The organism is Pseudomonas sp. GW821-FHT07G10 (assembly GCF_059418545.1).
The window spans coordinates 1-24,716 of the sequence record NZ_JBWKQB010000034.1; the positions used below are offsets into that span (position 1 = coordinate 1).

General features: G+C 59.8%; 22 protein-coding genes and 1 pseudogene. 7 read left to right on the top strand and 16 right to left on the bottom strand.

All coding sequences use genetic code 11. The features are described 5' to 3' along the window. Positions 1-198: 198 nt before the first annotated feature. The 10 genes from AC07O1_RS26390 to AC07O1_RS26435 form a co-directional block, all read right to left on the bottom strand. Positions 199-1,518 (bottom strand): OprD family porin, encoded by a 1,320-nt coding sequence (locus tag AC07O1_RS26390; protein ID WP_495090707.1) that lies wholly within the window; start codon positions 1,516-1,518, stop codon positions 199-201. Between the two features lie 192 nt (positions 1,519-1,710). After that, entirely contained in the window at positions 1,711-2,544 is an 834-nt protein-coding gene (locus AC07O1_RS26395) for a phosphodiesterase (protein WP_495090708.1), read from the bottom strand. 25 nt (positions 2,545-2,569) lie between these two features. Next, a complete protein-coding gene (locus AC07O1_RS26400; RefSeq protein WP_495090709.1) occupies positions 2,570-3,601 on the bottom strand; it encodes an ABC transporter ATP-binding protein in 1,032 nt (343 codons plus the stop codon). Further along, positions 3,598-4,392, bottom strand: a complete 795-nt coding sequence (locus AC07O1_RS26405) for an ABC transporter permease (RefSeq protein WP_495090710.1) — start codon at positions 4,390-4,392, stop codon at positions 3,598-3,600. Before AC07O1_RS26405 ends, AC07O1_RS26400 begins: the two co-directional genes overlap by 4 nt. Next, positions 4,389-5,207: an ABC transporter permease gene (locus AC07O1_RS26410; RefSeq protein ID WP_494993101.1), complete on the bottom strand. Its 819-nt coding sequence runs from the start codon at positions 5,205-5,207 to the stop codon at positions 4,389-4,391. The genes AC07O1_RS26405 and AC07O1_RS26410 overlap by 4 nt, the downstream gene beginning before the upstream one ends. Positions 5,208-5,258: 51 nt before the next feature. Beyond that, positions 5,259-6,263: an ABC transporter substrate-binding protein gene (locus AC07O1_RS26415; RefSeq protein WP_495024161.1), complete on the bottom strand. Its 1,005-nt coding sequence runs from the start codon at positions 6,261-6,263 to the stop codon at positions 5,259-5,261. Continuing rightward, on the bottom strand, positions 6,247-7,266 hold the full coding sequence (locus AC07O1_RS26420) for a LacI family DNA-binding transcriptional regulator (protein ID WP_495012364.1): 1,020 nt from the start codon (positions 7,264-7,266) through the stop codon (positions 6,247-6,249). Before AC07O1_RS26420 ends, AC07O1_RS26415 begins: the two co-directional genes overlap by 17 nt. A 325-nt stretch (positions 7,267-7,591) precedes the next feature. Next, positions 7,592-8,287: a tRNA (adenine(22)-N(1))-methyltransferase gene (locus tag AC07O1_RS26425; protein ID WP_495090711.1), complete on the bottom strand. Its 696-nt coding sequence runs from the start codon at positions 8,285-8,287 to the stop codon at positions 7,592-7,594. Between the two features lie 362 nt (positions 8,288-8,649). Beyond that, complete coding sequence (locus tag AC07O1_RS26430) at positions 8,650-8,781, bottom strand: hypothetical protein (RefSeq protein ID WP_454743288.1); 132 nt, start codon at positions 8,779-8,781, stop codon at positions 8,650-8,652. A gap of 48 nt (positions 8,782-8,829) precedes the next feature. Continuing rightward, complete coding sequence (locus AC07O1_RS26435; protein WP_495090712.1) at positions 8,830-9,384, bottom strand: TetR/AcrR family transcriptional regulator; 555 nt, start codon at positions 9,382-9,384, stop codon at positions 8,830-8,832. A gap of 180 nt (positions 9,385-9,564) precedes the next feature. Between AC07O1_RS26435 and AC07O1_RS26440 the strand changes: the two genes are divergently transcribed. The 3 genes from AC07O1_RS26440 to AC07O1_RS26450 all read left to right on the top strand — a co-directional run bounded on the left by AC07O1_RS26440 (position 9,565) and on the right by AC07O1_RS26450 (position 12,390). Then, a complete protein-coding gene (locus AC07O1_RS26440) occupies positions 9,565-10,581 on the top strand; it encodes a zinc-binding dehydrogenase (RefSeq protein ID WP_495090713.1) in 1,017 nt (338 codons plus the stop codon). A gap of 155 nt (positions 10,582-10,736) precedes the next feature. Then, positions 10,737-11,714 (top strand): zinc-dependent alcohol dehydrogenase family protein, encoded by a 978-nt coding sequence (locus AC07O1_RS26445; protein WP_495013610.1) that lies wholly within the window; start codon positions 10,737-10,739, stop codon positions 11,712-11,714. A gap of 76 nt (positions 11,715-11,790) precedes the next feature. Then, positions 11,791-12,390 carry an NADPH-dependent F420 reductase gene (locus AC07O1_RS26450; protein ID WP_495013609.1) on the top strand — a complete coding sequence of 200 codons (600 nt, stop codon included), beginning with the start codon at positions 11,791-11,793 and terminating at the stop codon, positions 12,388-12,390. A 167-nt stretch (positions 12,391-12,557) separates the two neighbouring features. On the opposite strand, the pseudogene AC07O1_RS26455 reads toward AC07O1_RS26450, so the two are convergent. From AC07O1_RS26455 to AC07O1_RS26480, 6 genes and pseudogenes are all read right to left on the bottom strand, one after another. Further along, positions 12,558-12,685, bottom strand: a pseudogene (locus AC07O1_RS26455) (organoarsenical effux MFS transporter ArsJ); the annotation flags it as partial. 46 nt (positions 12,686-12,731) lie between these two features. After that, positions 12,732-14,408, bottom strand: a complete 1,677-nt coding sequence (locus tag AC07O1_RS26460; protein ID WP_495090714.1) for an MFS transporter — start codon at positions 14,406-14,408, stop codon at positions 12,732-12,734. A 553-nt stretch (positions 14,409-14,961) separates the two neighbouring features. Then, positions 14,962-15,510, bottom strand: a complete 549-nt coding sequence (locus tag AC07O1_RS26465) for a cupin domain-containing protein (protein WP_019689637.1) — start codon at positions 15,508-15,510, stop codon at positions 14,962-14,964. 440 nt (positions 15,511-15,950) lie between these two features. Next, entirely contained in the window at positions 15,951-17,234 is a 1,284-nt protein-coding gene (locus tag AC07O1_RS26470; protein ID WP_494992470.1) for an NAD(P)/FAD-dependent oxidoreductase, read from the bottom strand. Between the two features lie 52 nt (positions 17,235-17,286). After that, positions 17,287-18,777: an aldehyde dehydrogenase gene (locus tag AC07O1_RS26475; RefSeq protein WP_495090715.1), complete on the bottom strand. Its 1,491-nt coding sequence runs from the start codon at positions 18,775-18,777 to the stop codon at positions 17,287-17,289. Between the two features lie 195 nt (positions 18,778-18,972). After that, on the bottom strand, positions 18,973-20,349 hold the full coding sequence (locus tag AC07O1_RS26480; RefSeq protein WP_495090716.1) for a glutamine synthetase family protein: 1,377 nt from the start codon (positions 20,347-20,349) through the stop codon (positions 18,973-18,975). 279 nt (positions 20,350-20,628) lie between these two features. On the opposite strand from AC07O1_RS26480, the gene AC07O1_RS26485 reads away from it, so the two are divergent. The 4 genes from AC07O1_RS26485 (at position 20,629) to AC07O1_RS26500 (ending at position 24,670) form a co-directional block, all read left to right on the top strand. Then, on the top strand, positions 20,629-21,405 hold the full coding sequence (locus AC07O1_RS26485; protein WP_494992159.1) for a gamma-glutamyl-gamma-aminobutyrate hydrolase family protein: 777 nt from the start codon (positions 20,629-20,631) through the stop codon (positions 21,403-21,405). A gap of 330 nt (positions 21,406-21,735) precedes the next feature. Then, positions 21,736-22,878, top strand: coding sequence for a polyamine ABC transporter ATP-binding protein (potA, locus tag AC07O1_RS26490; RefSeq protein ID WP_495090717.1), 1,143 nt, complete (start codon positions 21,736-21,738; stop codon positions 22,876-22,878). Positions 22,879-22,907: 29 nt separating this feature from the next. Further along, entirely contained in the window at positions 22,908-23,789 is an 882-nt protein-coding gene (locus AC07O1_RS26495) for an ABC transporter permease subunit (RefSeq protein ID WP_495090738.1), read from the top strand. After that, positions 23,786-24,670 carry an ABC transporter permease subunit gene (locus AC07O1_RS26500; protein ID WP_494992161.1) on the top strand — a complete coding sequence of 295 codons (885 nt, stop codon included), beginning with the start codon at positions 23,786-23,788 and terminating at the stop codon, positions 24,668-24,670. The genes AC07O1_RS26495 and AC07O1_RS26500 overlap by 4 nt, the downstream gene beginning before the upstream one ends. Positions 24,671-24,716: the final 46 nt, after the last annotated feature.

Below are 24,716 nucleotides of genomic sequence, written 5' to 3' on the forward strand. Positions count from 1 at the left end.
TCACGGTTGACTGTGGTTCGCACCTTCAGTCTGGCACTCAAGATGCCGAAGTGAGGAGGAGTCCATCCCATTGCTTTGGGTCGGTTGCAGCCAATCGCGAGCGGCAGCTATCAGCCAAAAGCAGTCGCTCGCTTTAAGGACAAATCAACGCCTGTCAGATAAATTCGCACCCCTGGGTTTCGTAAATAACTTTTAGCCTTACATCAATGGAATTGTATAGCTCACGATCAGGCGATTCTGGTCCTGGTCGCGGGCGATATCACTTCGGGACATCGCGTTCCGCCAGCCGAAACCGACGTTCTTCAACGCACCGCTCTGGATCACATAGTCCAGAGAGATATCGCGCTCCCATTCGCTTGCGTCCTTGCCGCTGGCAGTCTGAATATTGTCGCCCTTGAGGTACATCACCGATGCCTTCAAGCCTGGAGCACCCAGAGCAGCGAAGTCGTAGGCATACTGCGCGAACGCGGTCCGCTCACCCGCCTGGATGAAGGTCTGAATGGTGCGGTCGGTGTAAAGATAAAGACTGGCACCTGCCTCTCCTTTATCGACCAGGCCACCCTGATTGAGTTGCGCAAAGTTGCTGTTATCGGAAACGCTCTGATAGCCCGCCGTAATCGCATGGCCGCCCAACGAATAAATGAACGCCGCGCTCCAGGTATCGTTGTCGATTTCACCGGTACCGCCTTTGGTGAAACCGCTGAACTTAAACCCACTGGCGCGACCGGCCGCACTGCTGTTCTTGCCATCGGACGTGGTCTTGAAATAACGCAGGTCGGTTTTCAGCGAACCGTATTCACCGAGCGGCAACACATGCAGCAAACCAGCGAAGTGCTGTTGGTAATAGTCTTCGAGATTGGCGTAGTAATACTGAGCGGTCAGATCCTTCGTTAGTTTGTAATCGCCACCGGCAAAGGTAAATTTATTGCTTTCCTGCGTGCCGCCCGCAACGGCCAGACCTGCACTATCGCTGGAAGCACGCCCGGTGGCGTGTTCAAGTCGGCCGGCGGTGAAGGTCAGGTTATCGATTTCATTGCTGGTGACTTGCCCGCCCTCGAAGGTTTGAGGCAACAGACGGCCATCGTTGGAGACCAGTATCGGCAATTTCGGTTGTAAGGTGCCGTAACGCAGTTCGGTCTTCGAGAAACGCATCTTGGCGGTCGCACCGACACGACCCCATTGGTCCACGGCCTTGTCGCCGTCGCTGGGAAACATCGAGCCGCCGACATGACGACCCGTGCCGCTGTCGAGCTTCAATCCCAGCAGGCCAATAGCATCCACGCCGAACCCCACGGTGCCGTCGGTAAACCCGGATTGATAATTGAGCATGAAGGCCTGCCCCCACTCTTCGGTCTTCGAAGGCGCGGCGGCACCGTCGCGGTTATCGTTGTTGAAGTAGAAGTTGCGCAAGCCCAACTGGGCTTTGCTGTCTTTAATGAAATCAGCAGAGGCCAACGGGCTCATGGCAATACCTAGGCTGCCGGTCAAAAAACTTAATACTTGAAACGTGGCTTTCATCGGGACGAACTCCAGCGCGGGACCTATGTTCCGGGCACATTGAAAAGACAGCAGAAAGCATCCGGCCAATCAGCGAATTGACCAGTGCGCTAAACAATCATCGAGAAAAACTTCACCAACACACAGAAAGAGATAGTCGTTACGACCTCCGAAGAAACCCGGCAGAAAAGCGCCTTGAAAGTCCCTGTGTGATCAGTCGATCAATCCATGAGCGTCATAAAACGGATACGGCCCCGGATATTCACCGAACACCGCGTTATGGGTGATCAACCCCTGTTGCGCATGCCAGCGATGCAAGAGATACCCGGCCGGCTCCAGATTGAAATGCGCCGGGGCGGTTTGCTGTAGATCCAGCACGATTTGATGCGAGGTACCGGGGCACACACAACTCAGGCTGCCACCGAAACGCCGTTGCATCGGCCGGTGCAAATGCCCGCACAGCAAGCGCTCCACCTGCGGGTGACGGGCGATGAGCTGCTCCAGCGCCGCCGCATTGATGAACGGCTCGCGGTCCATATGGCCGATACCGCTGATAAACGGTGGGTGATGCAGAACCAATAGCGTCGGTACATCGGGACGACATGCCAGTTGTTCATCGAGCCAGAGCAACTGGCTGTCCAGCAACTGACCGCCATGGGCGCCAGGGATCGTCGTGTCCAGACCGATCAGGCGCACCGGATACTCCTCAACCACCCAATCCAGTGGTGCGCTGGCCGACATCGGCAAGTAAGCATGATCGGCAAATGCCGCCAGCAAATGCTCGCGATTGTCGTGGTTGCCGGGCACGAGGTAGCAAGGCATTTGCAGGCGCGCCAGTTCGGGATGCAGCACGGCATATTCAGCAGGACGACCGAAGTCCACCAGGTCGCCACTGATCACCACGATGTCGGGACGCGGATGGCTGGCATTCAAATGATCGACAGCACGACGCAACGCGCCAAGGGTATCGACGACGCCATAAGTCAGTCTTTGACCGGCTTTAAGGTGCAGATCGCTGATCTGCGCAATGAGAAACGGACAGTTCAAAATAAGTTCTCTGAAAACAACAGCATCACGAATGCAGGGTGAACAGGGCTTGCGGCTCTATGGCCAGGGCAATCAGGGCGCCGGGCGCGTGAATGACGTCGTCGGTGCTGTCCACCAACAACGGCTGTGCGGCGTCGACGTCCACCAACAGGCGGCTTTGGGCGCCCTGGAAAAACTGACCCACCAGACGTCCGCGCAGATGGCCTTGACTGTCCATCACCCGCAAATGTTCGGGGCGGCAATACACCGTGGCGGGCAGATTGGCGCCATGCCATGGGAGTTCGCCGCCGCTGACTTTCAAGCCATGGGTCGTGCGCTCGATCACCGAAAACGCATTGAGGTTGCCAACGAAACCGGCGACAAAAGCGTTGGCCGGCTGCTGATAGATTTCCCGCGGGCTGGCCAATTGCGCGATGCGGCCGTGCTCCATGACCAAGATGCGATTCCCCAGCGCCATGGCTTCTCCCTGGTCGTGGGTGACGAACACCGCGGTGATTCCCAAACCGCGTAGCAACTGATCCAGCTCGCTGCGCAAGCGTTCACGCAACTGTGCGTCCAGCGCCGCCAGCGGTTCGTCGAGCAGCAACACCCGCGGCCGGGGTGCCAGCGCGCGGGCCAGTGCGACACGCTGGCGCTGGCCGCCGGACAACTCGTGAATGCTGCGCTTGCCGTGATCGTGCAGGCCGACCAGCTCGAGCAACTCCGAGCAACGCTTGTTGCGTTCAGCGGGCGACAGGCCGCGAATTTTCAGGCCATAAACGATGTTGCCGGCCACATCCAGATTTGGAAACAGCGCGTAGTTCTGGAACACCATGCCCACGTCGCGACGCTCGATGGGCAGACGTGTGACCTCGCGGTCGCCAAAAAATATATGACCCGCGTCCGGGCGTTCCAGACCGGCGATCAGGCGCAAGGTGGTGGTTTTGCCGCAACCGGACGGGCCGAGAATCGCCAAGGTTTCCCCGGCTTCGATGGTCAGATTCAGATCATGCACAGCAACGGTGCCGTCAGAGAACGCCTTGCGGCAACCCTCCAGGCGAATAGTGGTTCCGGTCATCGACTCTCTCCACGGGAAAGACGGGCGCTGATGGTCTGCAACGCAATGAGCAGCGGCACGATCATCAACAGGAATATGAGGGTATAGGCGCTGGCGACTTCCAGCCTGGCCGAGGCATAGCTGTCGGCCAAGCCTACCGGCAATGTCTTGGTCATCGGGGTGTGAAGCATCCAGGTCAGGTTGAACTCGCCCAACGACAGGGTGACGACCATCAACGCCCCGGCGAGAATCCCCGCCCGGCAGTTGGGCACCACCACGCTGAAGAAACGCCGGATCGGCCCGGCGCCAAGGCTGGCCGCCGCTTCCTCCAGCGTTGGCAGGTGCTGACGTTGCATCACTGCCATCACCGGGCGCACCAGAAATGGCAGCGTGAACAGCACATGGCCGACGAGAATGAACACCCAGCTGCTACGAAACTCACCGAACTGACCATAGGTGAGCAGCAACGCCAAAGCGCTGGCCAGACCTGGCATCGCCACGGGCAGTACCATCAGCTCTTCGAACGCGCGGCTGAAGCGATTGTTCATCCGCACCAGCGCGTAAGCCGCCGGTACACCAATCACGCAGACACATAGCGCGCAGGCCGCTGCCAGTTGCAGGGATAGCCAGACGGTTGGTGAGTAGGTCTGCCAAACCTGTATCAGCCAGTCGAATGTAAGTCCGCTGGACAGGCCCACGAAATAATTGCGCGTCAGCCCGGCCAGCAGCGACATCAGCACGGGCACCAACATGAAGGCGCAAACCAGCAAGGTAAAAGCCAGTTGCCCGACAAACAGCGTTGAGCGTTTCACAAGACAGTCCCCGATTGTTTGACCAGCCGCCGGGCCAGCAACAGTACGGCCCAGGTCACCGCACCCAACACCACCGACAGTGCAGCGGCCACGGCGAAGTTGGCGTAATTGGTGAACACGTTGTAGATCGCCACCGGGGTCACGTTCAGCCGAGTGCCCAAGGTGAAGGCCGTACCGAATGCGCCCATGGAGGTCGCGAAACAGATAGCCCCACATGAGACCAATGCCGGCGCCAGGCCGGGCACTATGACATCGCAGACCACTCGCCAATGACCCGCCCCCAGTGAATGGGCTGCTTCTTCCAGGCTACGATCCAGGCTTTCGCAAGCCGCCATCACCGTGAGGATCACCCGCGGAATCGAGAAGTACAGATAGCCGATGAACAACCCTGTCAACGAGTAGGCAAAAATCCAGCGCTCCCCCGCCAGCTCGAGGCCAAGCGTGGCGAACAACCCCTGACGACCGGCCAGCAGAATCACCAGAAAGCCGACCACCACGCCGGGAAACGCCAATGGGAAGGTCAACAAGGCGACCAGTGCCGAGCGGCCGAAGAAGCGCTGGCGAGCCAGAAACACACCACTGATGCCGCCCACCAGCAGCGCCGCAAGGGTCACCACGAGGGCAAGAATGCAGGTCTGCGCCAGACTGCCCAGATATTGCGCGCTGGTCAGCACCTGCCAATAACCGCTGTCGCTGCCGTCGCGGCTTTGTCCACCCAGCACGATCAGGTGCGCCAGCGGCAATAACCAGAACGCGAACAGCACCGCTGCTGCCGGCGCCAGCGCCCAGGCAGCGGTCGGCCGCAAACGCGGCACGATGGCCCGACCCGACCTGCCTTCCTGAGCTTTTACTTGCGAAGCCGTCACTTACTTGACCTCACTCAGATAACGCGCGGAGAAGGCTTCCTGCACCGCCGCCATGTGTTCGTAATTGACTACGCCGGCCCGGGCATAGTCGCTGTCCGGCAGGAACTGCGCGGCGACGTTGGCAGGCATCTTCATCGCCCGCACTGGTCGCAGGTACGCTTTGGCCCACAGCGCCTGGCCTTGATCGGACAAGACAAAATCCAACACCTTCTCGGCGTTGGCCCGATGCGGGGCGTTGCCGACCATGCTCATCACGTAAGGCACGCTGATGCTGCCTTCCTTGGGAATCACGAACGCGACGTTGGCGTTGTCCTTGTAGCGAGCGCGATAAGCGTTGAAGTCGTAATCGACCAGAATCGGCAACTCGCCGGACAGCACCCGCGCATAAGCCGTCTGCTTGGGCACGATGGGCGAGTTTTTCGCCAGTTTTTGGAAGTAATCAATGGCGGGTGCGAAGTTATCCAGGGTGCCACCCATGGCCTGGTTGATGGCCACGGCAGAGACGTAACCCACGAAGGCGCTGGACGGATCAAGATAACCAACCATGCCTTTGTATTGGGGTTTGAGCAGGTCGGCCCAGCTTTGTGGAACCGGCAGGCCACCCAGCGCATCGACGTTGACCATGATGCCCAGGGTGCCGGAGTGAATCGCAAACCAGTGCCCCTCAGGGTCCTTCAAGCCCGCTGGAATCTGGTCCCAACCCTTCGGCTTATAAGTGCCGACCACCCCGGCTTTTTGCGCCTGCAAACCGAACGTCACGCCGTAATACACCACGTCAGCCACCGGTGCGGCTTGTTCGGCTACCAGTTGCGCCAATGACTGGCCGGAATTCTTATTGTCCAGCGGGACCTGCACGCCGGTGGTGTCGGCAATCGCCTTGAGCTGTGCGCCCCAGTCCGCCCATTCCGGAGGGCAGTTGTAGCAAATCGCCGTTTCGGCGGCTTGGGCCAGGCTGGCCACGCCGTATAGCAACAACGCCGCCAGGGTTTTACTGAAGCGGATCATCAAGCGTCTCCTCGTAGGGTTGAGTACTTTCGCCCGGCCGGATAAGGCAAGGCAGGCAATGGGAAACCGGTGCGGCGCCAGCGATCTGCGCCAGTAATTGATCGATCACGGTGCAGGCCAGCGCCTCGATGGGTTGAACGACGCTGCACAGCGTCGGGTGCATCTGAGTGCCGAGGGCGATGCCGTCAAAGCCAATGACCGAGAGCTGCCCAGGCACGTTCCAGCCGTTGCGCCGCAGTTCCGCGATCAGACTGATCGCCAGCAAGTCGTTGGAGCAGACCAGCGCACTGGGTGCCTGCGGGCCGTGCAGTAACGGCTCGATGGCGGCGAAGTCAGCCTGGGTATGGGCGGGCATTTCGATCACCGGCAGGCTGTCGAGGCCGGCCTCACGCATAGCGTCGCAATAACCGGCGTAACGCAGGCGAGAGCGGTCGGACTGCAAGGCTGGACCGGCGACCATGCCGATCTGCAAGTGTCCTGTTTCCAGCAGATAACGGGTGGCGAGCGCCATGCCTGCGCGGTTATCCACCGATACGGCGCTGTAGTCAGGATTGTCGGGCTGGTGATAGGCCAGCACAAAAGGCGTGTCTTCGCTGGCAAGGCTTTGCAGCACGCGGCTGCTCTCGGCGTCGGTCACGGTGAGGACCAGACCATCGACCCTCTGCCGCAACAACTCCTCAACCACCGCGCTTTCGCGCTCGCTGCTGTAGTCGGTAGTTGCCAGCAACAGGTTGTAACCGTGTAAGCGTGCAGCCTGCTCCATCGCCTGAAACTGCTCGGCGAACACCGGGTTGAGCAGATTGGGCACCACCACACCGATCAGGTTGGTGGTTTGCAAGCGTAGTTGGCGGCCGAGGCGATTAGGCCGAAAACCCAGCTGACGCGCAGCGGCGAATACTTGCTCTCGGGTGGCCGGACGCACCACTTCGGGGGAGGCAAAGGTTCGCGCGGCGGTCGCCCGCGAAACACCTGCCAGCCGTGCAACCTCTTTCAAATCAGTCATTGTCACTCGCTTGAGATCGATCTCATTTGCGAGAACAGTACTCAGGAAACATGGCATTCCCGCGATGAGTAGATGACGTTTAGATGTCAGAAACGACGTTCATAGACTGAGCAGCATGGTTGATGCCCGAACTTCGTGCCTGTCTTCGACCACCGGCACACTTATTCGAGCGATCATGCTGCGTTGAAAACATGCTCGTGCGCGAGTCCGATCGGAATGCTCATTTACAACCAGTAAAGTCGAGCGCGACCCCGGCCGTTCCTCGCCTGTCTTCGCCTTGCCTGATCGCCGCTCGGCGACTTTTCATACAAACCCTGGACCGGGCTCAAGCCAGCAGCTCGGTGATCCATCGGGCCTGCCGAGCGACGTCCTGAACCTTCTCCTCGGGCACGGCCTGCCGCGCCCGGGCGAAGTTTGCCAGGGTCTGCTGTTTCTGGCTCAGCATCCGCTGCCACTTGACCAGGAACGCCGGGCTGCGTGCCTGCATCTGCAGCGGGCCGAAGTACAACTCCTCGGCGGTGTACATCACCGGCCCGGCGCGCTCGGCGACGATGATTTCGTAGTCGAAGCGATTTTCCCGCAGCACTTCCTCGCAGAGGATGCGGTAACCATTTTCCATCAGCCATTGGCGCAGTGGCTGCTCGCCGCCGTTGGGCTGCAGAATCAGGCGCTCCTGTCCGTTCAGGCGCGCCTTGCCGCTGTCGAGGATGTCGCGGATCGTCTCGCCGCCCATGCCGCAGATGCTGATCGCCGTGATCCCGTCTCCCGGCTCGATCGCCGCCAGGCCATTGGCCAGGCGCACGGTGATCCGCAGGTCTTGGCCGCTCTCGCGCACGGTGCGTTTGGCCGAGTGGAACGGCGTCAATGCCACCTCGCCGGCCACCGCCGCCGCGATGGCACCACGGCGCATCAACGCCACCGGCAGGTAGCCGTGATCCGAGCCGATATCGGCCAGGCGCGCACCTGCTGGCACATGCCCCGCCACGCGCTCCAGGCGCATGGACAATGTCTGTTCGTTCAACTGCAGCCCCTTTTCACCACGAACGTCCGGCACCTATGGCCGGATTGGGGCGTGATTCTGTCGAGCAACGCTGTGCATTTCAAATATATGCGACCAGGGCCATGGCTCGACCCGTACCTGCCGCTTGCGTATCGGCCCAAAGCGAACCCTGGTTATTGGCCGCTTTTGGCCGACCTTTGCGGAGCCTGAGAGGCTGCAAAGGGTCGATTGCTGCCCTTGGCGAGAGGCAGGAAACGGCCATCTCCAGTCGTTCCTCTGCGCGCTCAGACGGACAGTCAAGCGTCGGCTCCGCCCGGATAGCGGACTTTCAGTCGTCACTCGAACTCGCGTCGCCATCGTCTGAATCGGCGAACATTCCAGTCTTACTGACTACGGGCAGCGACTTCTGACAGGTTACGTTGCTCGCTCTTTGCAAGGATCTCGCGAAGGCGGGCGATATTGATAGAGCCACTTGCTAAGTCGATGATGACATTGTGGTCGAGCGTGAGCTTCATAACTCGGACCTACCTCCGACTGGATTCTGAGAACCGAAGGATACGCACTCACCCACGGTGTGCCGATTGAGCTGGCCATGCTTGCATGGCGACGTCTGCGATCGCCTTCAGCTTTTGCGGGCCGCCTCCGTCTCGTGCCTGGACGGCCATTCCGCGGGTCACGGCGCTGTAGAAGGCAGCAAGTGCGGGCACGTCGGTGTCAGGCGGTAAGTCGCCGTCTTCGACCCCCTTGCGCAACCGCTGCGCCATCATCTCTTCAGCGTTTGCGCGGTGCTTGGCCATCGTCTCACGAATAGAAGCGAATTCGGGGGGCAGCTGAGTGCCGGCCAGAGAGATCATGCAGCCCGATGGGTGGTTGTTTCGAGTGAATTCCACGACGGTAGCATCGAGAAGCTTCTTGAATGCTTCTCGCGTGTCGGCCGTGCCGAACAGTCTGCCAGCAAACCAGACTTCGGACATGCTCAAGTATGCTTCAGTCGCTTCCTTGTAGAGCTGCTCCTTGCTGCCGAACGAGTTATAGAAGCTCGAGGGGCTGATCCCCATGGCCTGGATCAACTGGTCGAAGGAGGTTCCTTCGTATCCCTGCTCCCAGAAGAGCTTCATGGCTCGGCTCAGAGCTTCCGTACGATCAAAGGTTGAGGGCCTGCCGCGGCTGCGCCGGGGTTGCGTATCTTTTTTTGTAGTCATGGTTCCAAAAATACTTGACATGCTGTAGAGACGAACCGACTCTACCATAATGGAGCGATCGCTCCAATAATCAAATCCTTGCGGAAGGAGTCTATGATGCAGCGAATTGTTCACGCCAACCATGGCGAGCCCGCCGAGGTGCTCACGCTGGAAGCATTTTCCGATGCTCCTTCTCTTGTGAGCGGAGCGGCGCTTGTGCGTGTGTCCGCCGCACCGGTTCATCCGGGCGACTTGCTGGGCGTCTCCGCTTCCCCCGCCTTCGGGGCGGCTCCCCTCATCCCGAGGGGAGGTCGAGTGCCCGGCGTCGAAGGTGTAGGGGTGGTGGAAGCGCTGGCCGCTGACATCGACCCTTCACACCGGATTCAGGTCGGCACACGTGTGGCCTTCTTTCCCGTCAACGGCGCCTGGAGCTCCAGGATCGCCGCGCCTGTCCAGTCGCTGATACCCGTGCCCGATGAAGTGAGCGATGAGGTCGCAGCGCAGATGTTGGTCAACACGTTGACTGCACGCCTTGCGATGCGGGCTGGTCACAACGCGTTGCCTGAAGACAAGCGCGAAGATGTCACGGTTATTCAGACGGCTGCCAATTCCGCCGTCGGAAAGCTGCTCACTCATCTGCTCGTCGAAGTGGGCGTCAATCCGATCCTGCTCGTAGGCTCCAGGGCGAGCGCGCAAGCGCTTAAAGCTGCTCGCCCCAACCTTTCTGTCATCGTCACGGAGAACCAGGGCTGGAAGGACGAGCTTCGCGATGCGCTTGCGAACAAGCCCGTCTACGTGGCGTTCGATGGCGTCGGCGGCGCGCTATTGCCCGACGTAGCGAGCTTCCTCGCTCGCGGCGGAACGATCATTAGCTACGGCTCCCTGGGCGGCGCTACGACGGACATTCGTTCCATCGCCCCTCGAGCGCTGACCATCAAGGGTGTGTCGTTGTTCAGTTGGCAATTCGAACCTGCGGCGGTGCACGATGCAGACGTGGCCAAGGCGCTCGAGCTCGCACGCAACTTCCCGAGCCTTTTCCCCGTAGCGGAACGATATCAGGCGAGCGACTACCTGGGAGCGCTCGAACATACGTACCGCAGGGGAAGGGCCGGCATGGTGCTGCTCGCGTTCTAGCGCTACGCGTCCTGCGTAATGTGAGGCGCTCCTCGTCATGAGGGGCGGCTTGGTAGCGTTCACCCCGGTTTTTGCACGATTTCGAAATGAGCCCCGAGAGCCGAAGTATTGCCTCTCGGCTTTCCAGCTAAGCATCTTATGAAAGGACGTAAGCCATGCGTGCTATCCAGAACACCGCTTTCGGCGACCCCGTCGAGACTCTGAAACTCGTTGACCTTCCGGAGCCGGCCAACTCCGGCCCGGATGAAGTCCTGATCGCGATGGAGTATGCCCCCATCAACGGCAATGACCTGGCCGTCATCACCAATCGCTTCGTCTACTCGACTCCACTGCCCTCGATCGTGGGCAACGAAGGCGTCGGGCGAGTTCTGCAGGTAGGCTCGAATGTCTCCAACGTGAAGGTCGGCGACCGCGTGTTGCCCCCGCTTTATGCGTTGACCTGGCGCGAGCGCCTAGTGATCCCGGCCAAGGGGCTGATTGCGCTGCCTGCCAACGTCGATCCACGTCAACTGGCCATGCTGCGCATCAATCCTCCCACGGCCGTACTTCTGCTCGGGCGCTTCGTTGACCTCAAGGAAGGCGACTGGATCGTGCAAAACGCGGCCAACTCCGGCATCGGCCGCACGGTGATCGCGTTGGCGAAGAAGCGTGGCCTGCGGACCATCAACTTCGTACGTCGTCCGGAACTGGTCAAGGAACTGGAAGAAGCTGGTGGGGACGTCGTTCTCGTCGATGAGCCTGGCGCCGTCGACAAAGCCAAGGCCGCGGTCGGTCCGGGCAACGTCCGTCTGGCCATCGACGGCCTGAGCGGTTCGGCTGCGGTGCGCCTGATCGACGTGCTGTCGCAAAACGGTACGCTGGTGAGCTATGCGTTCACAAGCGGCGAGCTGGTCACGCCGCTCAAGGTCGTGGACCTGCATCTGCGCGGCATCGTCGTGCGCGGCATATACATCGACCTTCCCGAATACCTGCCATACATCATGGACGCAATCAAGGAGTCTGCCGAACTGATGGCTCGCGGCGAGCTTGACCTGCCTGTGGCTGCCGTCTATCCGCTTGCGGACTACCAAAAGGCCGTCGCTCACGCAATCAAGGGTGGCAAGGTGCTGCTCGACTTGCGCTCATCGAACTGACCTGCCTGTTCTGTTAAGTGCCGTGCTTCTGGACGAGCATGGCTTCGTTGACTTACGTTGCCGCTGAGGTGTCGAAATGAAGATTGGTTTTATTGGAGCCGGGGCTGTAGCGCAGTCCATCGCCAGGAGCGCCATTCAAGCAGGACATGAGGTTGTCTTGAGCGCTCGTCGTGGGCCGCAGGCTTTGGGCGATATAGTGGCCGGACTCGGTCCGAAGGCGTCGGCAGATACGGTCCAGGAGGTGGCCCGGCTCGAGCTGGTCATGCTCGCCGTTCCATGGCTTCAAGTCCCGTCGGCCCTGGATGGGCTGCCCAATTGGGCAGGTCGCATTTTGGTGGATACCACCAACCCTTTTACGCAACTCGAGCCTGAGCTCGTTCTGGCGGACTTGGGGGGCACGGGCGCCAGCGAGATCGTCGCGGCACACGCGCCAGGGGCTCGCGTCGTGAAGGCGTTCAATGCTATCCGCATGGAGCACTACGACAAGGGCCCGAAGTTTCATGACGGAAAGCGCGTCATCTTCGTCTCCGGTGACGACAAGGACGCAAAGGCGGTGGTGATCGGACTCGTCAACGATTTTGGCTACGCACCAGTGGATCTTGGCGGTCTGGTTTCGGGCGGTCGCATGCAGCAAGCGGGTGGTCCGATTGCTGGCCACGACTGGGTCGTCGCATAGGACTGCAAGGTATGCAAACCAATGTCGCGTTATTTCGGGAAGCAGAGCGGCTGGATGTCCGGTTGTCTTTGTGATCTGCCGTTGGCGGGACGCCGCTTCGAACGTCGGCAACGGGTCGACAGCTGCCCATCGCGACAGGCAGCTATCGGCAATATCTGACATTCGCGAAGGTCTGTGAGCAGGAACAGCGCGGCGATCTGAAGCGGTGTGTGGCCCAGTGGTTGGAGGTGCAGCACAAACTTGCGCAGTGCACCGTCGCTTAGGGTGGGGCCCAGTAATTGCCAGTCACCAGCAGGCAGGAGGATTGCCCTCTCCCCCACGGGAGAGGGCGGGTGCCAGCCTTATGTGTGATGAATTTCCCGGTCCTTGGTTTCCGGCAGGAAGAACGTGCCAAGAATGGCCGTCATCACGGCGATGACGATGGGGTACCACAGCCCGTAGTAGATATCACCCGTGGCCGCCACCATGGCGAACGCCACCGTAGGCAGAAAGCCGCCGAACCAGCCATTGCCGATGTGGTAGGGCAGCGACATCGAGGTGTAGCGGATGCGCGCCGGGAAGAGCTCCACCAGCCAGGCGGCAATCGGGCCGTAGACCATGGTCACGTAGATCACCAGGATGGTCAGGAGCAACAGCACCATCGGGTAGTTGGTCTTGGCCGGGGCGGCCTTCTCGGGGTAGCCGGCGTCCTTGAGGGCGGTGCCGAGGGTGACGGTGAAGGCGTCGTTGCGGGTCTTGAAGTCGGCGGCCGGCATGCCGGTACCTTCGAAGCTCGGGATCAGCTTGTCGCCGATGCGGATTTGCGCGACGGCACCCGGCTCGGTCTTCTCGTTGGCGTAGGGGATGGCCTTTTTCGCCAGCAGGCTCTTGGCGAGGTCGCAGGAGCTGGTGAATTTGGCCTTGCCCACAGGGTCGAACTGGAACGAGCATTGGCCGGGATCGGCGACCACAGTAACCGGGTTCTTCTCCTGCGCAATGAACACGTCGGGGTTACCGAATTCGGTCAACGCATGGAAGATCGGGAAGTAGGTCAGCGCCGCGAGGATGCAGCCGGCCATGATGATCCCCTTACGGCCGATGCGGTCGGACAGGCTGCCGAACACGACGAAGAACGGCGTGCCGATCAGCAGGGAGCCGGCAATCAGCAAGTTGGCGGTCTGCGGGTCGATCTTGAGCGTTTGCAGCAGGAAGAACAGTGCATAGAACTGCCCGGTATACCAGACCACGGCCTGGCCGGCAGTGCCGCCGAGCAGCGCCATGATCACTATCTTGAGGTTGTCCCAGCGGGCGAAGGATTCGGTCAGCGGTGCCTTGGAGGACTTGCCTTCGGCCTTCATTTTCATGAACACCGGCGACTCGCTAAGCTGCAAGCGGATGTACACCGAGACGATCAGCAGCAGGATCGACAGCAGGAACGGAATCCGCCAGCCCCAGGCTTCGAAGGCTTCGGTGCCGAGAATGGTGCGGCAGGCAAGGATCACCAGCAGCGAGAGAAACAGGCCCAGGGTCGCGGTGGTCTGGATCCATGAGGTGAAGTAGCCGCGCTTGCCTTTCGGCGCATGTTCGGCCACGTAGGTCGCCGCGCCGCCGTACTCACCGCCCAGGGCCAGGCCTTGCAGCAGGCGCAGGGTGATCAGGATGACCGGCGCCGCCACCCCGATGGTCGTGTAGCCGGGCAGAAAGCCCACCACAGCAGTGGAGGTACCCATGATGACAATGGTAATGAGGAAGGTATGCTTGCGCCCGATCATGTCGCCCAGTCGGCCGAACACGACGGCGCCGAAGGGGCGTACGGCGAAACCCGCGGCGAACGCCAGCAGCGCGAAGATGAAGGACGTTGTCTCATTGACCCCGGAGAAGAAGTGCTTGGCGATGATCGCGGCGAGGGAGCCATAAAGGTAAAAGTCGTACCACTCGAACACGGTGCCCAGGGACGAGGCGAAAATGACCTTGCGCTCCTCCTTGGTGATCCCGCGGTGGGGCACGCTGCCCGTGGATGTATTGTCGATTACGGCCATGAGTCTTCTCCGTCTTGATCTTGTCGTAGGCCGGAGTACCACACTGCCTTTCTTTGCCGCACCCAGGCCCTAGGGCTGATATCACCGGATTATGGATTGCGCGAAGCATCGAAACAGGCTGACGGCCTTCCTTGAAGCATAATCTCCTTCGCGCATATATCCACTCGCCATCCCTCTCAAACCCAGACTGACGCGCTGTCGAATTGCTATTCAGACCTGCGAGATCTCACGCGAAGCGTCTGGGTGGCGTCCCGCTGATGCCTGCTTCTTCGGGGCGACCATCGTCTGGAACTTCGGTTTAATTCGGGCATTAGGCATATCAGCCTCGGCACTGTCGATTTCATGCCCCCTCGTTCGTCTACGCAGATGGGGCGCAGAGCTTGCCGGTAAAGATCAACCAGAGGCGTCGCCCCGCTATCCGGAGGGTCATGGCAAACTTCACTCAAGTCATGAACAAGCGCATCGTCGCACTTCTTCTGCTTACACAGAATTTAGTTGCGTTGCATCGACCGGTCGAATCCACAGTCGAAAGCGGCGCCCCGCCGCTTTCACATCAGAAGTTCGCCGGGGTGTTGGCACTGATGATTTCAGCCTCATCCGCCCCGATATTCCGAAACCGATGCGGCAGCGTCGTCGGAAAGTAATACCCATCCCCGGCATTCAGCACACTGATCTGCCCATCCACCGTCAACTCAACCGTCCCACGGGTAACCAGCCCGCACTCCTCCCCTTCCGCATGCACAATCGGCTCTTCGCCAGAACTGGCCCCAGGCGCGTACTGTTCGCGCAAAAGCCGCATCTGCCGGCTCGGCACCGAAGCGCCAATCAACAAAAGACGCAGGCCATCACGGCCCAGGTCGGGCTGCTCGTTGGCGCGGAAGACGTATTTGTGCTCTTGGGGCGGTTGATCGAAGGTGAAGAAGTCCGCCAAAGACATGGGAATGCTTTCGAGGAGCTTTTTCAGGGAACTGACAGAAGGACTGACTCGATTTTGTTCGATCAGGGAGATGGTGGCATTGGTGACGCCGCTACGCCGGGCCAGCTCGCGCTGGGACAGCTTGTAGCTTTCGCGTACTAATTTGAGTCGTGAGCCCGTGTCCATGACAGCCTTATGCGATAAATACTTAAGGGTTATGGGGGTGGATGGCGGGCGACTTTTGGCCGCGAAAAACACCGCTTCCCTGTCCCAGAAACGTGAAAGGCGGGTATTAAATCACGTTTGTTCGTGTTGCTCAGCAGCTTCGATAAACGGCTGGGTAAAAAGGCCGTTGGGCCTGCTGCCAGTCAGTTCAGACCCGCAAATTGTGGGAGCGAGCCTGCTCGCGATAGCGGTGTGTCAGGCGACATCAATGCTGACTGTGCTGCCCTCATCGCGAGCAGGCTCGCTCCCACACTTGATCAGTGATGCTTGCAGAGCCTGTGCACACCCGCCAATCCCTGTGGGAGCCGAGCTTGCTCGCGATGGCGGTGTGTCAGGCGACATCGATGCTGAATGTGTCGACCTCATCGCGAGCAGGCTCGCTCCCACATGGATTGCGCCGCTTAGATGCCGAAACGGTCACGCAGCGCGTAATACGCGGCGCCCATGGCGGTGAGCGGCGCCTGGAAGGTTCGGCCGCCGATCATCGGCATGTGTGGCAAGGACGCAAACGCGTCGAAGCGCTCGGCGTCGCCGCGGATCATTTCCGAGATCAGTTTGCCGGCCAGGTGCGAGCAGGTGACGCCGTGGCCGCTGTAGCCCTGCATGTAGTAGGCGTTCTTTTCGATACGGCCGAATTGCGGCATGCGCGACATGGTCAGCAGGAAGTTGCCGGTCCAGCGGTAGTCAATCTTCACGTTCTTGAGCTGCGGGAAGGTCTTGAGGATTTTCGGCTTGATCAGTTGCTCGATGTCATCCGGCTCGCGAGCGCCGTAGACCACGCCGCCGCCGTAGAGCAGGCGGTTATCGGCCGTGAGACGGTAGTAGTCGAGCAGGTAGTTGCAGTCTTCGACGCAGTAGTTGTTGCTGATCAGGCTCTTGGCCACTTTGGCCGACAACGGCTCGGTGACGACGATCTGCGAACCGCACGGCATGCTCTTGCGCGTCACGCGGGCGTCGAGGTCCTGGTTCAGGTAGGCGTTACCGGCAATCAGCAAGTACTTGGCCCGCACCACGCCCTTGGCGGTTCTGACGACAATCGGCTCACCGTAGGTGATTTCGAGCGCACCGGATTGCTCGAAGATTTTCCCGCCCAGGCCAATGATGGCGGCTGCCTCACCCAAGGCCAGGTTCAAGGGGTGTACGTGACCGCCCTGCATGTCCAGCAGGCCGCCGATGTAGTTGTCCGAGCCGACTTCTTTGGCGATGTCCTTGGCATCGAGCATTTTCAGGTTCTGGTTGCCGTAGCGCTCCCAGCTGCTTTTTTGCTCGGCCAGGCCTTTGAGCTGCTTCTTGTTCAGCGCCGCGAAAATACCGCCCGGCTTGTAGTCGCACTTGATGTCGTACTGTTTTATGCGCGAACGGATGATGTCCGCGCCTTCGAAGATCATGCTGCCGAGGATTTCTGCGGTCTTGTCGCCGTAGCGCTGCTCGATGACATCGACGTCACGGCTATAGGAGTTGACCAGTTGGCCACCGTTGCGACCGCTGGCGCCGAAGCCGACTTTGGCGGCTTCCAGCACCGTGACGCTGTAGCCCGCTTCTGCGAGAAACAGTGCCGAGGACAAACCGGTGTAGCCCGCGCCGATCACGCAGACATCGCACTCGACCAGTTGATCGAGCACCGGAAAATCGATGGTCTCGTTGCGGGTCGCGGCGTAGTAGCTGTTTACATGTTTTTGCATGATTGAATTCCCGAGCGGTCGCACGCAGATGCCGGCGACCGCTGCTGTGAAAATGTTAGAGCTTGATCCAGGTCGCTTTGAGTTCGGTGTACTTGTCGAACGCATGCAACGACTTGTCGCGACCGTTACCCGACTGTTTGAACCCACCAAACGGCGCAGTCATGTCGCCACCGTCGTACTGGTTGACCCAGACGCTGCCGGCACGCAAACCGCGAGCGAAGGTGTGGGCCTTGCTCAGGTTACTGGTCCAGACACCGGCCGCCAGACCGAAGATGCTGTCGTTGGCGATGTGCAGGGCTTCTTCAACGGTGTCGAAGGTGATGAGCGACAGCACCGGGCCGAAGATCTCTTCCCGGGCAATCGTCATCGCGTTGCTCACGCCATCGAAAATCGCCGGCTCAACGTACAGCCCGCCCGTTTCCTCGAGGGTGCGCTTGCCACCCGCGATCAGTCGAGCGCCCTGCTCCTTGCCGACTTCGACGTAACGCAGCACGGATTCCAGCTGGCGCTGATCGACCACTGCGCCGACCGCTGTCGCCGGGTCCAGGGCATGCCCCGGTTTCCAGGCTTGCAACGCTTCCACCAGCAATGGAATGAACTGCTCGCGGATCGAACGCTCGACCAGCAAACGCGAACCTGCGGTGCAGACTTCGCCCTGGTTGAAGGCAATGGCGCTGGCCGCTGCCTGTGCTGCCGCGCGCAAATCCGGCGCATCGGCAAACACCACGTTCGGGCTTTTCCCCCCTGCTTCAAGCCATACGCGTTTCATGTTGCTTTGCCCGGCGTAGACCAGCAGTTGCTTGGCAATCGCGGTCGAGCCGGTGAACGCCAGCACATCGACATCCATGTGCAAGGCCAGGGCCTTGCCAACGGTGTGACCGAAGCCCGGCAGGACGTTGAACACCCCTTTGGGGATCCCCGCGTCCAGCGCCAGCTGAGCAATCCGGATCGCCGTCAGCGGCGATTTTTCCGAAGGCTTGAGGATGAACGAGTTACCCGCCGCCAGGGCCGGCGCGAACTTCCAGCTGGCCATGATCAACGGGAAATTCCACGGCACGATGGCCGCGACCACGCCCGCCGGTTCGCGAGTGATGAGGCCCAACTGATCGTGCGGCGTCGCCGCTACTTCGTCGTAGATTTTGTCGATCGCCTCGGCGCTCCAGCGGATCGCATTGGCGGTCGCGGGTACGTCGATGGCCATGGAATCGCTGATGGGCTTGCCCATGTCCAGCGTTTCCAGCAGCGCCAGTTCTTCCTGGTGATCCAGAATCAGATCGGCGAAACGAATGAGGATGCGCTTGCGCTCTGCCGGGGCCAGTCTGGCCCAGACGCCGGACTCAAACGTGCGACGCGCAACCTGCACCGCCACATTCGCGTCGGCTTCGTCGGTGCTGGCGACGTTCGCCAGAAAGCGACCGTCCACCGGGCTCATGCACTCAAAGGTGTCGCCGCTGAGTGCCGAGCAGTATTGGCCGTCAATGAATGCCCGGCCTTCTAGTGTCAAGGACTGAAAGCGTTGCTCCCAGTCGCTGCGAGTAATTGCCATTGAAGTGACTCAACGCAGAGAAATAAGTAGTCGTCGGACTGATGCCATGTAGGAGCTGAGCTTGCTTGCGATGGCGGTGTGTCAGGCGACATCAGTGTTGACTGATCCGCCGCTATCGCGAGCAAGCTCGGCTCCTACAGGGGTTGTGTGTCGGGCACAACAAATGTGAACGACAGCTCCTACAGGTTGTTCGCCTCAGACCGTGTGCAAGTACCAGTTGTACTCAAGGTCTGAAATGGAGTTTTCAAACTCGGCGAGTTCGCTTTCCTTGCACGCCACAAACACATCGATGTACAGCGGGTCGATGTAGCGAGCCATGACTTCGCTGTCGTCCAGCTCGCGCAAGGCATCGCGCAAGTTGTTCGGCAGGCTCTGTTCGTTCTGCTCGTAGCTGTTTCCTTCAACCGGTGCACCCGGCTCGATCTGGTTGGTCAGGCCGTGGTGAATGCCGGCCAGGACCGACGCCATCAACAGGTACGGGTTGGCATCGGCGCCGGCGACCCGGTGCTCGATACGTACCGCATCGGCCGAGCCCGTCGGAACGCGTACCGCAACAGTACGGTTGTCGATGCCCCAGCTCGGCGAATTCGGCACGTAGAACTGTGCACCGAAACGGCGGTAGGAGTTGACGTTCGGGCAGAGGAAGGCCATCTGCGCCGGCAGGGTCTCGAGCACACCGCCGATCGCGTGACGCAATGCGGCGTTCTGCTCGGGATCCTCGCTGGCAAAGATGTTGTTGCCTTCTTTATCAAGGATCGAAATGTGCACGTGCAGACCGTTGCCCGCCTGGCCCGGGTAAGGCTTGGCCATGAAGGTGGTGTCCATTTCATGGTCGTAGGCGATGTTCTTGATCAGACGTTTGAGCAGTACCGCGTAATCGCACGCTTTGATCGGGTCGGCAACGTGGTGCAGGTTCACTTCGAACTGCGCCGGAGCACTTTCCTTGACGATGGCGTCGGCAGGAATGCCTTGCTCTTTGGCACCTTCCAGAATGTCCTGGAGGCAGTCGACGTATTCGTCCAGATCGTCGATCAGATACACCTGAGTCGACATCGGACGCTTGCCGGACACCGGCGAACGTGGCGACTGCGGACGGCCGTTCACGTTGTCCTGGTCGATCAGGTAGAACTCAAGCTCGAATGCGGCGCAGATGGTCAGGCCCATTGCATCGAACTTGCTCACGACCTGACGCAGCACTTCGCGAGGATCGGCGAAGAAGGGTTCACCTTCGAGTTCGTGCATGGTCATCAGCAGTTGCGCGGTCGGGCGCTTCTGCCAGGGTTCGATGCACAGGGTTCCGGGGATGGGATAGCAGATTCGGTCAGAGTCGCCGATATCCAGGCCCAGACCTGTGCTTTCTACTGTAGAGCCGTTGATATCCAGGGCAAACAGCGAGGCCGGGAGGTTAATGCCTTTTTCGTAGACCTTGTGGAGACTGGTGCGCTCGATGCGCTTGCCGCGCACCACGCCGTTCATATCCGCAATCAGAAGGTCGACGTACAAAACCTCAGGATGTTTCTTAAGGAATGCGTTCGCTTCGTTGAGCTGAACGGCACGCAGGGGTACCGACATGATGCACCTATTATGTTAATTATTATGTTCACCGCCCTTTCACGAGCCCAGTCAATCCGAAAGGCAAAGTGAAGTCAATAGCGAACAGAGCACCATCAGCGTTGAATTTATTTGCCGTGTCAGCCGCTCATCAACCGTTTTACTGCCTAAAGCCCGCGCCAGCTCAAATCCTCAGCTCCTTTTCCGTTTAGAATTTTTTACATGAGAGTTGTTAATTAAAATCAACAAGGCTAAGCTCCGGAAAAGCTCGTTCAAGTGTGAAACTTCGAGGTGATAAAAATGGCACTCAAGCCATTGATCGGCGTTACTGCGTGCGTCAAAGATATTGGGCTGCATCCCTACCATGTCAGCGCAGACAAGTACGTACGTGCTGTCAGCGTTGCTGCACTGGGGCTCCCGGTAATCATTCCTTCCCTGGCTGAACTGACCGATATAGACGGTCTGCTCGAGCATCTGGACGGCCTGCTGTTTACCGGCTCGCCTTCCAACGTGGAGCCATTCCACTATCAGGGCCCAGCCAGCGAACCGGGGACGGCACACGATCCTCAGCGCGACGGCACCACCCTTCCCTTGTTACGTGCAGCCGTGGCGGCGGGCGTTCCAGTGCTCGGCATCTGCCGCGGCTTTCAGGAAATGAACGTGGCGTTCGGTGGCAGCCTTCATCAGAAGGTCCACGAAACCGGCACCTTCATGGATCATCGCGAAGCCGATCATCCTGACCTGGCCGTCCAGTACGCCCCGGCGCATGCCGTCAATGTTCAACCTGGCGGCGTGTTCGCGGCACTCGACCTGCCCCCGGTGATTCAGGTCAATTCCATTCACGGCCAAGGCATCGACAGGCTGGCACCCGGTTTACGGGTCGAAGCCATCGCGCCCGATGGATTGATCGAGGCCTTCTCTGTTGATAGAGGGCCTGTCGAGCACGGCCAGGCATTTGCCGTTGGCGTGCAATGGCACCCGGAATGGCAGGTCCTGTCGAACCCTCCCTACTTGAGTATTTTCCAGGCGTTTGGCGACGCGTGCCGGCAACGCGCGGCGCTGCGTAATACGCGCTGACTTAAAACTCGATTAATCAATTTACTGCCCTCGTGAGTCTGGCGGGCGCGCCCTTGCGCATCCGTGACTCACGAAAACAACAAACCGCAATAACAACAAGTACGACCAGGCAGCCAGGACGGCGGCGCCGAATTAGCCCGACCGGCACGGGTAACCCTGTAGGAGCCGAGCTTGCCCGCGAAGAGGCCCTGACAGTCGACATCAATGTTGACTGTCAGGCCGCCATCGCGAGCAAGCTCGGCTCCTACAGGGGCCGCTGGCGCGGGTTTGCAATCAACTATTAAGTCAGGCTGCTTTGGCCGGACTACTGACACCGGTTGGGAGTTTTACATGGCAAACGCCTCCAGCACTTACAGGAAGGCTCTAGAAGGCAACCCGCACCCAAAAAAGGTGCTGGTTAAAGTCGACCGCGTAACCAAGAAATTCGACGAGACAACTGCCGTCGACGATGTCTCCCTGGATATCCACCAGGGTGAAATCTTCGCGATGCTGGGTGGCTCAGGCTCAGGCAAATCGACACTCCTGCGGATGCTGGCAGGCTTCGAGCGCCCGACCGAAGGGCGGATCTACCTCGATGGCGTAGACATTACCGACATGCCGCCCTATGAGCGGCCCATCAATATGATGTTCCAGTCCTACGCCTTGTTTCCGCACATGACCGTGGCGCAGAACATTGCCTTTGGCCTGAAGCAGGACCGGCTCCCCGCCAGCGAAATCGAAGCCCGCGTCGAAGAAATGCTCAAGCTGGTTCATATGACCCAGTACGCCAGACGCAAGCCGCATCAACTCTCTGGTGGTCAGCGTCAGCGAGTGGCGCTGGCGCGCTCCCTGGCCAAGCGACCAAAGCTGCTGCTGCTCGACGAGCCCATGGGCGCACTGGATAAAAAGCTGCGCTCGCAGATGCAGCTCGAACTGGTCGAGATCATCGAGCGGGTCGGCGTGACTTGCGTAATGGTGACTCACGATCAGGAAGAGGCCATGACCATGGCCCAGCGCATCGCCATCATGCACCTGGGCTGGATTGCCCAGATCGGTAGTCCGGTCGATATCTACGAAGCCCCCGTCAGCCGCATGGTGTGCGAATTCATCGGCAACGTGAATGCGTTCGACGGTTTCGTCACCGAAGACCAGGAAGGTCACGCCATCATTCAGAGCCCGGACCTCGAGCAGAAGATTTACGTGGGCCACGGCGTCAGCACTTCTGTGCAAGACAAGTCTGTCACCTATGCCATTCGCCCAGAGAAGTTGCTGGTGACCACGATCAAGCCCGAGGCCCGCTACAACTGGTCCAAAGGCAAGGTTCACGACATCGCCTACCTGGGTGGGCATTCGGTCTTTTATGTGCAATTGCCCGGTGGAAAGATCGTTCAGTCGTTCATGGCCAACGCTGAACGCCGCGGCGCACGCCCGACGTGGGACGACGAAGTCTATGTGTGGTGGGAAGACGACAGCGGCGTGGTACTGCGCTCATGATCACTATCAATAAGCGGATTCAGCGCCTGATACCGAGTGGTCGTAAAGTCGTCATCGGTATTCCCTTCCTGTGGCTGTGCCTGTTTTTCATGCTGCCGTTCTTCCTGGTGATGAAGATCAGCTTCTCCGAAGCAGCCTTGGCCATTCCTCCCTACTCGGAGATCTACACCTTCGCCGAGCAGAAATTCCAACTGTTTCTGAACATCAGTAACTATGCGCTGCTGGTCGGTGATGAGCTGTACATCTCTGCCTACCTGGGCTCGCTGAAGGTCGCTTTTTTCAGCACGCTGATGTGCCTGTTGATTGGCTTCCCGATGGCCTATGGCATCTCCAGGGCCCGCAAGGAGACGCAGACCGTGCTGATCCTGCTGATCATGATGCCGACCTGGACGGCGATCCTGATCCGGGTTTACGCCTGGATGGGTATCTTGAGCAATAATGGTCTGCTGAACGCATTCTTGATGTGGACCGGTCTGACTCAGCAGCCCATAGAAATATTGAACACCAACACCGCGGTGTACATCGGGGTGGTGTACGCCTACCTCCCCTTCATGGTGCTGCCGCTCTACGCCAACCTGGTGAAGCACGACGGCAGTTTGCTGGAAGCCGCCTCGGACCTGGGCTCGAGCACCTTCAACAGTTTCTGGAAAATCACCGTGCCACTGGCCAGGAACGGCATCATCGCCGGCTGCATGCTGGTGTTCATCCCGGTGGTGGGTGAATTCGTGATCCCGGAACTGCTCGGCGGGCCGGAAACCCTGATGATCGGCCGCGTGCTGTGGCAAGAGTTCTTCAACAACCGTGACTGGCCGGTGGCATCCGCCCTGGCCGTGGTGATGCTGGCGATTCTGATTGTGCCGATCATCCTCTTCAACCGCAGCCAAGCCAAAGAGATGGAGGGACGGGCATGAACCGTTTCGGGTTTTCAAGACTGATGCTGGTATTGGGGCTGTTGTTCATCTACGCGCCGATGCTGATTCTGGTGATCTACTCGTTCAACGCCTCAAAGCTGGTGACCGTGTGGGGCGGATGGTCGGTGAAGTGGTATGTCGGCCTGCTGGACAATACCCAGCTGATGGGCTCGGTGGTGCGCTCACTGGAAATCGCCTGCTACACGGCCATTGCGGCGGTGGCGTTGGGCACCCTGGCGGCCTTCGTGCTGACCCGCGTGACCCGCTTCAAGGGGCGCACGCTGTTCGGTGGCCTGGTGACCGCGCCCCTGGTGATGCCCGAAGTGATCACCGGTCTGTCGCTGTTGCTGCTGTTCGTGGCCATGGCGCAGCTGATCGGCTGGCCGCAAGAGCGTGGCCTTGTCACCATCTGGATCGCCCACACGACGTTCTGTGCGGCCTATGTGGCGGTGGTGGTCTCGGCACGCTTGCGTGAGCTGGACCTGTCCATCGAAGAAGCGGCCATGGACCTTGGTGCGCGGCCGTGGAAGGTGTTCTTCCTGATCACCATCCCGATGATCGCGCCATCGCTGGGGGCGGGCGGCATGATGTCCTTCGCCCTGTCGCTGGACGACCTGGTGCTGGCCAGCTTCGTGTCGGGTCCGGGTTCGACGACCTTGCCGATGGAAGTCTTCTCGGCAGTGCGTCTGGGCGTGAAACCCGAGATCAACGCCGTGGCCAGTCTGATTCTGCTGGCTGTCTCTTTGATCACGTTCCTGGTCTGGTATTTCGGTCGCAGGGCCGAAGCCAATCGCAAACGCTCGATTCAAGAAGCCATGGAACAGACCACGAGCGAATCCTGGAAACAACCTGAGCAACAACTAGCGGGTGCGGCAGCCTAGGCTGCCGCGTTTCAATGATGGCGCCGCGAATTACATGATAAAAATG